This is a genomic window from Streptomyces sp. NPDC090088, assembly GCF_044747345.1.
GTDB lineage: Bacteria > Actinomycetota > Actinomycetes > Streptomycetales > Streptomycetaceae > Streptomyces.
The window spans coordinates 321,719-335,191 of record NZ_JBIVDZ010000012.1; the positions used below are offsets into that span (position 1 = coordinate 321,719).

Genomic DNA, 13,473 nt, shown 5'->3' on the forward strand with positions numbered 1-13,473 from the left:
CACCGGCACCGCAGGCACTTTCCCGTAGTCAGCTGTCGAAAGAGGACCACCATGCCGTTCGCGAACTTCAAGGTCCCCACCGGAACCCTCGACGAGAAGCAGAAGGAGACGATCGTCACCCGTACGACCGAGCTGTTCGTCGAGATCTACGGCGAACGCGCCCGGGCCAACACCATGGTCCTGGTCGAGGAGGTCGTCGACGGCGGTTGGGGCATCGGCGGCAACGTGCTGACCCTGGCCATGCTCCAGCAGCCCACCGAAGACTGACGACACCGGATGATCCACGGCGGTCGCCGCACCGCCGTATCGCGGCACCGCGACGAACCCGCTCGCGGTCGCCGGGGCAACGTCCGCCTCACCACATGAGCCACGGTCTTGGCAGGCCCCTCCTCGGTGGCACCCGCCCAAGACGCGGCACGCCTCGGTCCCCGTTCCGCAGGACGCTGTCGGGCGCGGGTCTCCCGGCCTTCCGGTATGGCTGAAGCGCGCCGCCATGGCCGGCGGAACGGGGCGGTACGCAGCCTCCTGTGTCGCACCCCTCCGCGCGGCCTCGCACCAGTGGCCGCTGGACCTGCGCGTGTGAGCGGGCGAGGCGGAACACCTGGCCGGCGGTGGCTCCGGGGGACGGCGCGGGCCGGCGGTTGCGGGTTCTCCGTACGAGAGGTCGCCCGGGTCAGGAAGCCGGCTGCTCGCCGCCCACCGGCCCCTGGGGGCGGACGCTCTCGTGCCGGTCGAGGATCGCCAGGAGCTGGGCGACCGTGGCCGGTGCGTCCGCGGGGTGGCGCAGGAGCGTGTCGGGGACGACCCGGTAGACGTTCGAGCGGCCTTCTCGGACATGGGTGAGGTAACCGCCCTCTTCGAGGTCGGCGATGATCTTCTGAACGGCGCGTTCGGTCAGCCGGCAGCGCGCGGCGATGTCCCGTACCCGGGTGGTGTGGTCCTCGGAGATCGCGGCCAGCACCCGCGAGTGGTTGGTGAGAAACGTCCAGCCTGCATGGGGTTCCGGCGCTCGGTCCATACCCCCAGGGTAAGCACACTGTTTCACGCATACAAAAGGACGTATCAAATTTCATGTTTTGGTTGACGTGAACGGGTTCCGGGGTGATTCTGGGAATGTTCGAAAAGACGGCATGCGCGGGAGCTTGAAATGTCCCTTCACGCGGCTCTCCCCCCAGATGAGGGGCCCTGCACCGAGTGCGGCACCGCGTTCGAGCGCGCCCAGGCGCCGACGCCGGTGACCCTGAACGTCGACGCGAACGGCGACCGGCTCGTGGTGACGGTCCGCGGTGAACTCGATCTCGACAGCGACCAGCAGTTGCAGCAGACGCTGAGCGACGCGCTCGACCACGCCCGCGGAGGCGTGGAACTGGACCTCGCCGGCGTCGACTTCTGCGACTGCTCCGCCCTCAACGTCCTGCTGCGCGTACACCACCGCGCACGCGCCGACGCGAAAACCCTCGTCCTGCGAGCCAGCAGCCCGGCAGTGGAACGCCTGATGGCCCTCACCGACACCCGCCCCCTGTTCACCGCGGCGCCCCGCAAGCCCGACCAGCAGCCGCCGCCCACCCACAGTGACGACGACCTCGCGACCGAGAACGCACAGCTGCACCGAGCGATGGAGACCCGCGCGACGATCGACCTGGCCCAGGGCATGCTCATGGGATCGTTCCGGCTGACCGCATCGCAGTCCTGGCAGGTCCTGGTCGCCGCCTCCCAGCACAGCAACACGAAACTCCACCGCATCGCCGACGCCCTCGTGCAGACCACCAACGGCCACGACCTGCCCGAACCCATCGCCGACCACCTGGCCAGCGCGGTCAAAACGCACATCGAGCAGCCCACTGACCGGACACCGGCCCGTGGACAAGGAGCTGGGGAGCGCTGACATGTGCTCTGCGGCGTAGCGGTGCGAGATCGTCATGGAGGACCTCGGCGGAGTCGACGAGGTCGGGCCGCCACCGTGGAGAGCCCTCCGACAGGGGGGCACCTTCCCCCTGCACCGAGTTCGATGTCTCCACGAGCTCCTGCTCAGGTGCCCCAACCTTGATTCCACAGACTGATGTGGTGCACGGCGCCTTGCGTGCCGCATGAGCTCCAGCGGAGTGTGAGTCCTTCGAGGATCTTGGCGACCCCTGTCGTTCCTTTCCGATCCTCGCGTCCGACCCGCGTCCCGAACGCGGCCCGGACGGTTCACGCCAGACCCGCATGCACGTCTCCTCACGTTCCGGCACCCGTCCGGCGACAAGGCCAGGACCGCCCTGGTCGGGCCGTCGGCCCCGAGGCTCCGAAACCGCCAGGTGGTACTGGCCAAGTGAGCGACCTCCACCTGATCGCCCGGCCTGCTGTCGTGTCCGTTTAGGGCACCCAGCGGCTTCGAGGCAGGCAGGCGTGCACCGGTCTCGAAGAGGAGGGGCGTGGAGCCTGGGACGCCTACCGCGGGCGAGAGGGAGCCCTCCTCGTGTGCTTGGTCGACGAGATCGCGTCCGAGGGACGAAGAGACCTCGCAGGTGTCGATCACGGCAGTCGCTCCTGGGAAGCGGCGCATGATCGCGTCATTCAGGGCCGCATCCTGGTGCTGAATGTCGATCATGCCGAGCGTGAGGAGCTCCAGCCGCTCCCGCGCCGTTGCCCCGCCCGCCACCCTTCTCGCCGAGCACTTTGAGTCGGCTGCCCGCGATCTCGGGAATGACCGAGTCGATCAGGGCCTCGCGGGAGCCGAAGCGGTTGCAGAGGGTGCCGACGCCCACGCCCACGGCGGCGCGCACCCTGGCCGCGTCGTCCCGCGCGTCGCGACACAACGGCTTCACCTGCGCCGTCAATGTCCGCTCCCCTTATCTTGCATACACCCTCAAGTTAGGTACCGCGGTCCGTCTTGAAGCTTGTTTCAGCTCACGGGAGAGCGGTCCGTCATGGAATCAACAGTGACGCCGGCCCCGTCCGCCTGACTGTTGGCACGGACCGCGGCTGCCACCACGACGTCGTCGGACTGTCCGCGGGCTTCGAGGCCCGCTATGACGCCGTCGATGTTCTCCTGCGGCTGGTTCTGGCTGAGTTTGAACTTCGCTTCGATGCGGCTGATGGCCAGTTCGACGCCGACGACGGCGCGCAACTGTCGCTCGATGAACTTCGGCGGGGCCTGGTCGACGGACCACGGCTCGTCGTAGCCGGCCTCGTGACGGTCGGTCAGACGGCGGACCTGCGCCTCTGTCCAGGCCGGGTCGTCGTGCACGACCAACTGTCCGTAGACGTGGGCGATCATGTAGTTCCAGGTCGGTACGACCCGGTGGTGTTCCTGTTTGGTGGCGTACCAGGTCGGAGTGATGTACGCCTCGGGCCCTCGGACGATCACCATGGCCTCGCCCAGCGCCGGCACCTTCCACTGGTTGTTGGCCCGGGCCATGTGGCCGATCAGCGCGCCGTGCTCTCCGGCGTCCGGGTCGTACTCGAAGGGCAGCAGGGTGGCCAGCAGGCCATGCTCGGTCACGGTGATCAGGTCGGAGGCTCCGTGCTGGGTGAGCAGGTCACGGACCGCGTCCTCGTCGGGAACGAAGCGCTCGGGGACGTACATGAGTGAGCAACCTTTCGCATGAACAGCGAAAAAAAGGGGGGTCTACAGCGGGTTGTCGCGCAGCCAGGTCAGGACCTGCCGGCCGTGCTGGTCCGGCGGGAAGATCGGATAGAAGACGTGCTCGATCACGTTGTCGCGGACCACGAGGGTCAGCCGCTTGAACAGCCGGTTCCCGCCGGCCTCGAAGGTCGGCAGCCCGATCGCGCGGGCCAGGTCGAGCGCGGGGTCGGACAGCATGCCGAAAGGCAGGCCGAGCCGTTCCACGACCTCGTTCTGGTAGTCGGTGTCCTGGCTGGACAGCCCGTACACGCGGCCTGCGCCGGCTTCGAGGAGGTCCTGGAAGTGGTCGCGGAAGCCGCAGGTCTCCGGGGTGCAGCCGCGGGCACCGGGGATGGAGTTCCATCCTTCGGGCAGGTCGGTGCCCGGACGCCCGGTGAGGGGATAGACGTAGATCACTGTGCGGCGGGGCCCCAGCGCGTCCAGTCCGACCGTCTTGCCGGCCGTGCTGGGCAGAGCGAGCCGCGGCATGCTCGTGCCCGGGAGGTGATCGGCGGCCCCGTCGTCCGTGGGGGCGCGCAGGTCCCTGGGCAGCGACAGGTAGTCCTCACCTCCGGCTTCGGCCTGATCGGGCGGTACGACGCGACTGCCGCGGCGGGCTGCGGCGTCGAGGTTGGCGATGAGCGTGGCGCGGCGGGCGGCCAGCGCCTCGATGCGGTCGGTGAGCTCGTCGATGGCCTGGCGGTAGCCGGCCAGGGAGGCCGGGCAGTCGTCCGCGTGCGGACTGCCCGCGGACAGGCACTCCAGGAAGGGCCGGGTGCGCTCGACCGGGAGACCCAGCTGGTGCAGGGCCCTGATCTCCCGTACGAGGCGCACGTCGTCCTCGGTGTAGTTCCGGTAGCCGTTCGCGAGACGCTCGGGTGTGATCAACCCCAGCGATTCGTAGTACCGGACGGCCTTCGTTGTCGCGTCGGCCTGATGCGCGAGTTCACTGATCTTCATGCCGCTCACCTCGCTCAACGCTAAACCTTGCCCCGAGGGGTAGAGTCAAGCGCCATTTCGCCGCGCCTCGAATCCCTGCTTGACGGCTCGGCCGATCCTGGTCATCGCTCACCCCTTCGGCCCTGTGACGCGTGTCAGGGGTCATCCGGGCCCTGGCCAAGGGCGACATTGGCGCCATGAACCGAGTACCCGACGAAGGTCTTGTCCTGGTCCCCGGAAACTCCCTGATCACGAGTTCACCGGAAGAAGGGCGTGCCCTGGCCCTGACGCTGGCCCGCCACACGATCCACAACATCCAGCCCGACCTCGATGTGCTCAAGGGCGGTCGGCCCAACTACTCCACCACCCCGGACAGCCTGATCGACGCGTCCCGGGTCGTGGCGGTCGAGTTCCAGACCATCGCGGCCGCCAACAACTATTGGCGGCCCTGAACAGCGGCTCGCGGCTCCGGTCTCGATCGCAGGCCGGAGCCGACCACGAGCCGCACGCCCACGGCGGCGGAGGCGGTTGCGAGCGTCGTCCAGGAGGAGCCTCCCGCGAGGCAGACGATGCCGGCGGCGACGAGGAAGTCCGTGAGCACCGCCAGGCCGGGCCGTACCTGGCGGAGCCGGAGGCCGGCGCACACTGCGCTGATCAGTCCGAACACGGTGATCAGAAGGGCGGCTTGGGTCATCTTCCCGGTCACCGGCCGGTTCCCTGGGGCGTGGCACCGGTTGGCGGGGAGAGGCGCTCGATCTCCCGGCGTTCCTCCTCGATCTCCCGGCCGAGGATGTAGTTCAGCGCGGTCCGGATCGTGGCGATCGCCGCCAGCTGACCGATCTGCGTGAACGTGGGCGCGATGGCTGTACGAAGGATGTCTCCGGCGAGCTGGAATTCAAGACCGAGGGCCAGGAACCGGCCGAGGGCCAGCCGGATCCTGTTGAAGCCGAAGGCGGCGCCCGCAGAGCCCTTCCAGTCCCGCAGCCGAACCGCGCCGTACCCGATGAACTGGACGAACGCCCAGGCGGCGCCCACGAAGATGATCAGGGCGCCGGCGAACTCGACCAGACGCACGGTCAGGTCGACGGCGCCACTCAGCGTTGATTCCGGCAGCAGGTCCGCGTGCATGGGGGCATTGTCGGCTCACACGGGCACAGCTTCGTGCCCGCCACCCCCATGGCCGGAGGAAATGTGCCGCGCGGGGCGTGGGCCGGGCCGGGCCGGGCCGGGAGGTCAGCGTCCGGGGACGGGGAGGTCGCCTTCGACGTACTGGGCGCGGCCGTCCGCGAAGGACCAGTCGTCGGGTCCGTTCTCGAAGTAGCTGATGAACAGGTCCTTGCCGTCGACGTCGGCTTCGCCGAGTCGGCCGGCGAGCGTCCGGTACAGATGCTGCTTCTCTTCGGTGGCCCGGCCGCGCTGGGTGAAGATGTGGATGATGACGGTGCCAGGTGTGCGCTGGAAGCCGAGGCCCGCGTCGAGCGCGATGATCTCGTCCGGGTCGTGCTGAGTGACGATCTGGAACCTGTCCCGCTCGGGGATCTTCAGGACGTCGATGAGGGACTGCTGGACGGCGTCGGCGATGGCCCTGATGTTCTCCGGACTACGGCCGCGGATCAGGTCGATGCGCACGAGGGGCATGGTCGGACTCCTTCAGAGGGACAGCGGGCTTCAGGACTTCAGGACTTCAGGACTTCGGAGCTTCAGCGGGAGCCAGGTGCCGTGGTCGGCGACGGCCCGGACGGAGGTGCGGCCCGCGTCGTCGAACGCGCGCTCGATGGCTGTTCGGAGGCTGGCCATGCGTTCGCGGAACGTGCCGGGAACCCGGGCGGCGCCGCCATGGAGGACGCAGGCGTCGATACCTGGCGTGCGGTGGGCGATGCTCAACCCTCCGAGGTCAAGGACGGCCTTGCAGGAGGAGGGCCGTCCTGGGGTGCCGGTCCGAGCCGCTCCGTCCTCGACGATAGGCACCCGGTGGCGGTGAGCGGAACTGCCTCTCCGGTGGCCGGCATGCCTCACCTGCCGGGTCGGCATGTTCGGCGACTCCTGCTACGGCGCCACCCAGTGGGCCGCGGTCTCCTTGAGGCACCCCGCACTGAAGGCCATCGCCCCCGGGGCACCGGCACGGACGGCATCCGCCCGGACCCATGGGCCGAGGCGTGGGGAGGGGTCACGCCGTTGTTCGGCGTGACCCACTGCCTCGCCTTCCGGAGCGACAGCTGGTGCCACGAGTTCCATTCCCCCGTCGTGGCCGACGCCACCGGCATCAGCTCACCGGGGTCCGCCCCCGCCGGACTCGGCAGGTACTCCGCCATGTCGTCCTCGCGGAAAAGCTCGAGATCACCCCTGACGGATTCCCCCAGATTGTGCAGGAGATGGCCGGCGGGGTGCTCCAGATACAGTTGATTGTTGATCTGGACCGAACCGTAGGCATCCACGATCTCACGGAAGTCCGCCGGGAATTCGATTCCGAACTCCCGCTCCAGTTCGCACCATGGCGCCGGATCTGTCCAGTTGAATCCGGGTTCACCCAGCAAGGCTCGGACCTCTGCGAGCGTTGCCATCACTTGCCCCCTTCCATCCGAAGGCTTCCGCCTTGCTCGCCATCCGAGCATTCGCCCTGGCATTCAATACCACCAAGTTGCGGACATCCTCGCCGGTCGCCTTTTCCCGATGACCTGCCAGGCGGCCGGCCTACGGTCGGGGTAGGCGGCCTCCGCTTCTCCGATGCGGAGGCGAACCCTTGCGTGCGCTCATCGCGACCTGCGTGGCGGGGTGAAGACGTAGAGGTCGAGGATGTCGGGGCAGGGGGCGATGCCGGGGCCGCCGGACCGTACCCAGGCAGCGATGTCCTCGGTGGCCTCGGGGTCGTTGACGAGGCCGAGCCAGACCGGGCGGGCCCCTGCCCCGCGGGCGGCGGCGGAGGGCTGGACGACGATGACGTTGGCGTGTTCGCACACGTCGAGGCAGTCCGAGACGCGGACGGGTACCTCCTCGGCCAGGCGCGCGAGCTGCCGGTCGTGATCCACGCCGGTGACTTTGGGGGTTCCGCAGCAGCAGTCCCGGCAGACGACGACGCGGCACGGTGCCGGTTCGGCGGAGCTGTGTTCCGTGCCGGCCGTTTCAGGGCGCTGTCGAGGCATCGCTCGCCGCACTCCTCTCCAGGGGAGATCCGTCCCGGGCGGCCGGGCGCAGGAAGCGGATCACGGGGTGGCCGGGGTCGTGGGTCACCTCGGCGCGGACTCCGTAGACCCGCTCGATGAGGGTGGGGGTGAGAACCTCGGCCGGGGTGCCCTCCGTGACCGCGCGGCCGTCGCGCAGGACGAGCAGGCGGTCGCAGTACATCGCGGCGAGGTTGAGATCGTGCAGGGCGATCACCGTGGTGACCGGCAGACCGGCGATCAGCTCCAGGAGGTCGAGCTGGTGCTGGATGTCGAGGTGGTTGGTGGGTTCGTCGAGGAGGAGTTCGCGGGGTTGCTGGGCGAGGGCGCGGGCGATCTGGGCGCGCTGGCGTTCGCCGCCGGAGAGGGTGTGCCAGGACTGGCCGGCCCGGTCGGTCAGCCCGGTGCACCGCAGGGCCTCGGTGACGGCTGCCGCGTCGGCCGTCGTCGGGGGTGTCCAGGCGCGGCGGTGCGGGATGCGGCCGAGGGCGACGACGTCCCGGACGGTCAGTTCGGTCTGGGTGTGGGTGTGCTGTTCGACGGTGGCGACCCGGCGGGCGGTGGCGCGGCGGCCGACTTCGGCGAGCGGGCGACCGTCCAGGGTGACGACTCCGGCGGTGGGGGCGAGGACCCCGGCCAGGAGCCTCAACAGGGTTGATTTTCCGGAGCCGTTGGGGCCGAGGATGCCGACCGTCTCGCCAGGGCGCGGAGTGAGGGTGACGTCGTCGACGACGACCTTGTCGCCCAGGCGCCGTACGACACCGTCCGCGTGGAGGCTGGTCATGCCCTGCTCCGTCCGCGGTGGAGCACGGCCACGAACGCCGGCACGCCGATCAGAGACGTCACCACGCCCACCGGGACCTCCTGGGGGTCGAGGACGGTACGGGCCAGGGTGTCCACCCACACCAGGAACACGGCACCGGTCAGGGCCGTCACCGGCAGGAGCCGGGCGTGCCCGGAGCCGGTGAGAGCGCGGGTGGCGTGCGGCAGGACCAGGCCGACGAAGCCGATTGCACCGGCGCAGCTGACCAGGGCGGCGGTGAGCAGCGCGGTCGCGCAGAGCAGGACCAAGCGGGTGCGGGCGACCCGGACCCCGAGTCCGGCGGCGGCCTCCTCGCCGAAGGCGAACGCGTCGAGCGTACGGGCGTACCCGAGGCAGACGACGAGCACCACCGCCAGGGCGACGGCGCAGAGCAGTACCTGTCCCCAGTCGGCCCCGGTGAGCGAGCCGAGCAGCCAGAACAGCACGCCCCGGGTGGTCTCCGCGTCCGCGGACGTCAGGACGACGAACGAGGTCAGCGCCGAGAAGAGCTGCATCGCCGCGACCCCGGACAGGACGACCCGGTCCGTGCTGCCGCCGAGGGAGTGGCTGAGCAGCAGCACCAGGCCGAAGGAGAGCAGCGCGCCGAGGAAGGCGCCGGCCGACAGGGACACCGCTCCTCCGCCCACGCCCAGCACGACCACGGCGACCGCTCCGGTGGACGCGCCGGAGGAGACGCCGAGTACGAAGGGGTCGGCGAGCGGGTTGCGCAGCAGCGACTGCAGGACCGCGCCGCACACGGCGAGTCCGGCCCCGCACACGGCGGCGAGCAGCGTGCGCGGCATCCGCAGGTTCCACACGATGCCGTCCCGCAGCGGCGCCAACGTGCCCTCACCGAGGCCGAGATGGGCCGCGACGGACATCCAGACGTCACCGGTGGAGATGTCGGCGGGGCCGATCGTCACCGCCACGGCGACCGACACGAGCAGCGCGAGCAGGCCCCCACCCGCCAACAACACGGCACGGACGCTCACTTGGCGAGCCCGAAGTCACGCAGACCGGCTGCGACCTTCTCGATCCCCTCGACCGTGCGGATGGACGGGTTCATGGCCTGCCCGCTCAGCAGGACGTACCGCTTCTTCTTCACGGCGGTCAGGTCACGGGTGGCGGGGTTGGTCTCCAGGAAGCGGATCTTCGCCTTCGCGGTCTCGGCGGTCTGCTGCTTGCGGGTCAGGTCGCCGATGACGATGACGTCGGGGTCGCGGTCGGCGACGGTCTCCCAGTTGATCTGGGGCCACTCGTCGTGGGTGTCGGCGAAGGCGTTCTTCGCGCCGACGGCACGGGTGATGGCGCCGGGCGCGCCGCAGCAGCCGGCGAGGTAGGGAGACTGGGAGTTGGCGAACCAGTACATGAGGGACACGTCCGAGGCGTGCAGTCCGGCGGTGGCCGTGCTCACCCGCTTCTTCAGCGAGGCGACGAGCGTCTCGCCCCGCTCCTCGACGCCGAACGCGCGGGCCAGGTCGCGTATTTCGCCGTACACGGCGTCGAGGGTGAGGGGTGTGGAGCGGGATCCGTCGCCGCCACTGTCGTTGTCCTTGCCCTCGGCGCAGTCGGACGGCGAGACGTACGTGGGCACGCCCAGCTTCTCGAACTGCTCGCGGGTCGCGACCCCGCCCTTGCCGAGGGTGGAGACGAACGAGGCGGTGACGAAGTCGGGTTCGGCGTCCAGGACCTTCTCGAAGGAGGGGTTGTTGTCGGCGAGGCGCGGCACGGACGCGTTGGCCTTCTCCTGGCCCTTCATCACCGGGTCGGTCCAGGTGGCCGTACCGGCCATGCGGTCGGCGAGACCGAGGGAGAGCAGGATCTCGGGGGTGCCCTGGTTGAGGGAGACGGCCCGCTTCGGGGCCGACTTCAGGGTGACCCTGTCGCCGCAGTTGTCGAGGGTGACGGGGTATCCGGTGGCAGTGGTCCGCTCCGTCTTCGCGTCGTCGCCGTCGGCGTCGCCGTCGGAAGAACCGCAGGCGGTCAGCAGCAGGGCGGAGGTGAGGAGAAGGGCCGGGGTGCGCAGAACGGCGGAGGTGCGGAGCACGGGCATGCCTTTGGGGTCGGGGCTCGTACGCGGAGCCTGGCCTACGGACGTCCCTCCACGCGGGGGCACGGAGGTGCCAGCAGGTCTTCGGACTCGGGTTCGTCCGGCCGGGGCGCCTTCCCGGTCTCCCAGTGGCAAGCGTGCCCCGCCCGTCCCCCTCACCGCTGCGCGTCAGCTCCGGATTCGCACCGGATTCCCTGACCACGGATGTGGCACGACTGGCCTGCTGAGGCTATCAACTCCGCCGGGCGGTCAGACCGTGCGCTCGGTCACGGGGTACGGCACGAACCTGCTGGTGTTCCGGCCGACGGCGTGGACGAGTCGGCGGGCATGACGGATCTCGGTCTCCCGACGCCATCGGTACCACCGGGCTGCTTTCGGTGACCGGGACTTCGGGGTATGCCTCAGGGGCCGGAAGCGACAGGCTCCGGCCCCTGAGGTGGTGGTGCGTCAGTGACGCGGGGTGCGCCGGCGCATTGCCCACGCGCGGGTGCGCGTCGCGGCGGCGACGCCGACGGCCGCGGCCCCGGCGAGGACGAGGGCGCTGTCGTCCGTTCCGATCACCACGGGTGACCTCACCAGCTGGACGCAGACCAGTGCGAGCGTGGTCACCGCCACGGTGACGGCGACGAACACGGCGTTCTCCAGCGGGATCATCCAGGGCGGCACGGAGGCCGGCCGGGTCGTACCGCTGCCGTCGTCCTCGGGCTTTCCCCGGTCGCTCACCTGATGATGTCGATGCATGTCACTTCCCTCCGCTTGCCCGCGACGAACAGGTGCGCGCACGCCTTTCCGTAGTGCGGCAGGGTGTGGTCCGTCTCCCGCTTGCGGATCAGGTCGCCGTACACACACGTGTTGCGCATGGGTCCCTTGTTGATCTAGTAGGTGCGCCCGTTGGTGTCGGCGTAGTGGAAGTCGACCCGCCAGTTGCAGAACTTGGTGTAGATCGAGGCGGGCGGGTAACAGTCGGCGCTGCCGTCCTGGTGCGTGATCTTCCTGCCGCTGCCCTTGAGGGCGGCCCCGCCGACCTGGCCGTTCGGGTCGTCGTAGGGGTACTTCGCGGTCCACACCCCGTCCTTGAGGGTTTCCTGTCTGGCGGACGCGGCGCGGGCGGGCGGCGGCGTAGGCGAGGCGAAGGACGTGCCGTCCGCGAGGGCGGTGGAACGGCCCAGGGCGTCGTAGGCGTAACCGGTGCCCGTGAGCCGGCCCGCGCTGTCGTAGGTACGGGTGCTGCGACACGGCTGCGGCCGCCGCTCTGAGCCGGTGCGACCGGCTCCCCACCCCTACTTTTCTCAAGTCACTCTCCGTGACGAGCCTTCCGAGAACCGGAAGGCAGGTAGGAGCGATCTATCAACAGATAGGTCACGTGATCTTCACGGGGGGGGCAGATCCGCGCCCGGAACGGCCTGGTCAGCGATACATCCGGTCCACTTGATGGCGATATGAAGCCAAGGCCTTGAGCCCCCTTAGCATTCACTCAGTGTGATCAGTTTCGAGCGAAGTCACCTACGCAGGAAGCCATGTGACGGGCCGCGAGAGAACCCCGTCTCACGAAGGGGACCCCGAGGCGCCGATCCCGCCCGGACCGCCGGGCCCGTTCCGGCTCCACGCAGACAAGAGGCCCGGGCAGGTCAAAGCCACCAGGTGGACAACTCCCCCGAGAGAACGCGGCACCCTTGTCCCGATCAGCGGCCCTCGCCTAGCCTGAGTTTGTGCCGCTAATAAACAAAGCCCGACTGCACAACGCCGTGCCGGGCAACCGATCCGATCTCACCCGCCTGCGCATCGCCCTCACCGCCTTCTTCGCCCTCGACGGCTTCATCTTCGCCGGATGGGTCGTCCGCATCCCCGCCATCAAGGACCAGACGCACGCCTCCACCGGCGCCCTGGGCCTCGCCCTCCTCGGCATCTCCGCCGGCGCGGTCACCACCATGATGTTCACCGGACGCCTGTGTGACCGCTACGGCAGCCACCCCATGACCGTCGCCCTCGGCATCCTGCTCTCCCTCAGCGTCGCCCTGCCCCCACTGACCCACACCGCACTCACCCTCGGCGCCGTGCTCTTCGTGTTCGGCATGGCATACGGCGGCCTGAACGTCGCCTTCAACAGCGCCGCCGTCGACCTGGTCGCCGCCCTGCGCCGCCCGATCATGCCGAGCTTCCACGCGGCCTTCAGCCTCGGTGGCATGATCGGCGCCGGGCTGGGAGGGCTGGTCGCCGGTTCCCTCTCCCCCACCCTGCACCTGCTCGCCCTCACCGTGATCGGCCTGCTGGTCACGGCCGTGGTCGGCCGCACCCTGCTCCGGTACGACGCCCCGGTCCCGCACACCGAGGAGCGCCCCGGCGCCACGCCGCGCCGACCGGACGCGCGGACCCGCCGGCTGGTTCTCGTCTTCGGCCTGATCGCCCTGTGCACGGCGTACGGCGAGGGGGCGATGGCCGACTGGGGCGCGCTCCATCTCCGCCAGGACCTGGGCGCGTCCGCGGGTCTCGCCGCGGCCGGTTACACGTGTTTCGCCCTGGCCATGACCGTGGGCCGGGCGAGCGGCACCAGGCTGCTGGAGCGGCTCGGGCGGTCCCGCACGGTGATCTTCGGCGGCAGTACGGCGGCGGCCGGCATGCTGCTCGGCTCCCTGGCTCCGTGGGTGTGGGCGACACTGCTCGGCTTCGCGATCACGGGGCTGGGCCTGGCCAACCTGTTTCCGGTGGCCGTGGAACGGGCGGGGGCGCTGGCCGGTCCTTCAGGGGTGGCGACCGCCTCCACCCTGGGCTACGGCGGCATGCTGCTGGGGCCGCCCGCCATCGGTTTCCTCGCGGACTGGACCTCACTGCCGACGGCGCTGACGAGCGTCGCGGTGCTGGCCGCGGTGGCCACCCTGATCGGCGTGGCCACCCGGATGGGCACAACCGCCGGGTGACA

19 protein-coding genes and 1 riboswitch are annotated in these 13,473 nt (G+C 69.8%); of the genes, 5 read left to right on the top strand and 14 right to left on the bottom strand.

Annotation, left to right across the window (positions count from 1 at the left end):
• The first annotated feature begins 51 nt into the window (after nucleotides 1–51).
• Nucleotides 52–267 carry a tautomerase family protein gene (locus ACIPSJ_RS46075; RefSeq protein WP_401355337.1) on the top strand — a complete coding sequence of 72 codons (216 nt, stop codon included), beginning with the start codon at nucleotides 52–54 and terminating at the stop codon, nucleotides 265–267.
• Between the two features lie 406 nt (nucleotides 268–673).
• Here ACIPSJ_RS46075 and ACIPSJ_RS46080 read toward each other — a convergent pair whose 3' ends face one another.
• Entirely contained in the window at nucleotides 674–1,018 is a 345-nt protein-coding gene (locus ACIPSJ_RS46080; protein ID WP_401355339.1) for a helix-turn-helix transcriptional regulator, read from the bottom strand.
• A 129-nt stretch (nucleotides 1,019–1,147) separates the two neighbouring features.
• Between ACIPSJ_RS46080 and ACIPSJ_RS46085 the strand changes: the two genes are divergently transcribed.
• Entirely contained in the window at nucleotides 1,148–1,885 is a 738-nt protein-coding gene (locus tag ACIPSJ_RS46085) for an anti-sigma factor antagonist (RefSeq protein WP_401355342.1), read from the top strand.
• Nucleotides 1,886–2,884: 999 nt separating this feature from the next.
• Here ACIPSJ_RS46085 and ACIPSJ_RS46090 read toward each other — a convergent pair.
• Nucleotides 2,885–3,568, bottom strand: coding sequence for an FMN-binding negative transcriptional regulator (locus tag ACIPSJ_RS46090; protein WP_401355344.1), 684 nt, complete (start codon nucleotides 3,566–3,568; stop codon nucleotides 2,885–2,887).
• A gap of 42 nt (nucleotides 3,569–3,610) precedes the next feature.
• Nucleotides 3,611–4,567, bottom strand: coding sequence for a MerR family transcriptional regulator (locus ACIPSJ_RS46095; protein WP_401355347.1), 957 nt, complete (start codon nucleotides 4,565–4,567; stop codon nucleotides 3,611–3,613).
• A gap of 176 nt (nucleotides 4,568–4,743) precedes the next feature.
• Between ACIPSJ_RS46095 and ACIPSJ_RS46100 the strand changes: the two genes are divergently transcribed.
• Nucleotides 4,744–4,998 (top strand): hexameric tyrosine-coordinated heme protein, encoded by a 255-nt coding sequence (locus ACIPSJ_RS46100; protein WP_359221953.1) that lies wholly within the window; start codon nucleotides 4,744–4,746, stop codon nucleotides 4,996–4,998.
• Here the strand turns inward: ACIPSJ_RS46100 and ACIPSJ_RS46105 are convergent.
• The 4 genes from ACIPSJ_RS46105 to ACIPSJ_RS46120 form a co-directional block, all read right to left on the bottom strand.
• The gene (locus ACIPSJ_RS46105) at nucleotides 4,983–5,252 is read right to left on the bottom strand and encodes a hypothetical protein (RefSeq protein ID WP_359221951.1); all 270 of its coding nucleotides are present in this window, start codon (nucleotides 5,250–5,252) and stop codon (nucleotides 4,983–4,985) included. The genes ACIPSJ_RS46100 and ACIPSJ_RS46105 overlap by 16 nt on opposite strands.
• Nucleotides 5,249–5,674 carry a DUF1622 domain-containing protein gene (locus ACIPSJ_RS46110; protein WP_359221949.1) on the bottom strand — a complete coding sequence of 142 codons (426 nt, stop codon included), beginning with the start codon at nucleotides 5,672–5,674 and terminating at the stop codon, nucleotides 5,249–5,251. Before ACIPSJ_RS46110 ends, ACIPSJ_RS46105 begins: the two co-directional genes overlap by 4 nt.
• Nucleotides 5,675–5,779: 105 nt before the next feature.
• Nucleotides 5,780–6,184, bottom strand: coding sequence for a tautomerase family protein (locus tag ACIPSJ_RS46115; protein ID WP_401355351.1), 405 nt, complete (start codon nucleotides 6,182–6,184; stop codon nucleotides 5,780–5,782).
• A gap of 30 nt (nucleotides 6,185–6,214) precedes the next feature.
• Nucleotides 6,215–6,430: a hypothetical protein gene (locus ACIPSJ_RS46120; RefSeq protein WP_401355354.1), complete on the bottom strand. Its 216-nt coding sequence runs from the start codon at nucleotides 6,428–6,430 to the stop codon at nucleotides 6,215–6,217.
• Between the two features lie 145 nt (nucleotides 6,431–6,575).
• Here ACIPSJ_RS46120 and ACIPSJ_RS46125 point away from each other — a divergent pair, with 145 nt between their 5' ends.
• The gene (locus ACIPSJ_RS46125; RefSeq protein WP_401355356.1) at nucleotides 6,576–6,734 is read left to right on the top strand and encodes a hypothetical protein; all 159 of its coding nucleotides are present in this window, start codon (nucleotides 6,576–6,578) and stop codon (nucleotides 6,732–6,734) included.
• 562 nt (nucleotides 6,735–7,296) lie between these two features.
• Here ACIPSJ_RS46125 and ACIPSJ_RS46130 read toward each other — a convergent pair.
• The 7 genes from ACIPSJ_RS46130 to ACIPSJ_RS46160 all read right to left on the bottom strand — a co-directional run bounded on the left by ACIPSJ_RS46130 (nucleotide 7,297) and on the right by ACIPSJ_RS46160 (nucleotide 11,623).
• Nucleotides 7,297–7,686, bottom strand: coding sequence for a (2Fe-2S) ferredoxin domain-containing protein (locus ACIPSJ_RS46130; protein ID WP_401355359.1), 390 nt, complete (start codon nucleotides 7,684–7,686; stop codon nucleotides 7,297–7,299).
• Nucleotides 7,667–8,488, bottom strand: a complete 822-nt coding sequence (locus ACIPSJ_RS46135; RefSeq protein WP_401355362.1) for an ABC transporter ATP-binding protein — start codon at nucleotides 8,486–8,488, stop codon at nucleotides 7,667–7,669. The genes ACIPSJ_RS46130 and ACIPSJ_RS46135 overlap by 20 nt, the downstream gene beginning before the upstream one ends.
• Entirely contained in the window at nucleotides 8,485–9,498 is a 1,014-nt protein-coding gene (locus ACIPSJ_RS46140) for a FecCD family ABC transporter permease (protein WP_401355365.1), read from the bottom strand. The genes ACIPSJ_RS46135 and ACIPSJ_RS46140 overlap by 4 nt, the downstream gene beginning before the upstream one ends.
• On the bottom strand, nucleotides 9,495–10,559 hold the full coding sequence (locus ACIPSJ_RS46145; protein WP_401355367.1) for an ABC transporter substrate-binding protein: 1,065 nt from the start codon (nucleotides 10,557–10,559) through the stop codon (nucleotides 9,495–9,497). Before ACIPSJ_RS46145 ends, ACIPSJ_RS46140 begins: the two co-directional genes overlap by 4 nt.
• Before the next feature lie 54 nt (nucleotides 10,560–10,613).
• A riboswitch (cobalamin riboswitch) is annotated at nucleotides 10,614–10,791 on the bottom strand.
• A 212-nt stretch (nucleotides 10,792–11,003) separates the two neighbouring features.
• On the bottom strand, nucleotides 11,004–11,297 hold the full coding sequence (locus ACIPSJ_RS46150) for a hypothetical protein (protein ID WP_401355369.1): 294 nt from the start codon (nucleotides 11,295–11,297) through the stop codon (nucleotides 11,004–11,006).
• Nucleotides 11,276–11,416, bottom strand: a complete 141-nt coding sequence (locus tag ACIPSJ_RS46155; protein ID WP_401355372.1) for a hypothetical protein — start codon at nucleotides 11,414–11,416, stop codon at nucleotides 11,276–11,278. The genes ACIPSJ_RS46150 and ACIPSJ_RS46155 overlap by 22 nt, the downstream gene beginning before the upstream one ends.
• A gap of 15 nt (nucleotides 11,417–11,431) precedes the next feature.
• Complete coding sequence (locus ACIPSJ_RS46160) at nucleotides 11,432–11,623, bottom strand: hypothetical protein (RefSeq protein ID WP_401355375.1); 192 nt, start codon at nucleotides 11,621–11,623, stop codon at nucleotides 11,432–11,434.
• A gap of 678 nt (nucleotides 11,624–12,301) precedes the next feature.
• Here ACIPSJ_RS46160 and ACIPSJ_RS46165 point away from each other — a divergent pair.
• Complete coding sequence (locus tag ACIPSJ_RS46165; RefSeq protein ID WP_401355378.1) at nucleotides 12,302–13,471, top strand: MFS transporter; 1,170 nt, start codon at nucleotides 12,302–12,304, stop codon at nucleotides 13,469–13,471.
• Nucleotides 13,472–13,473 lie beyond the last annotated feature (2 nt).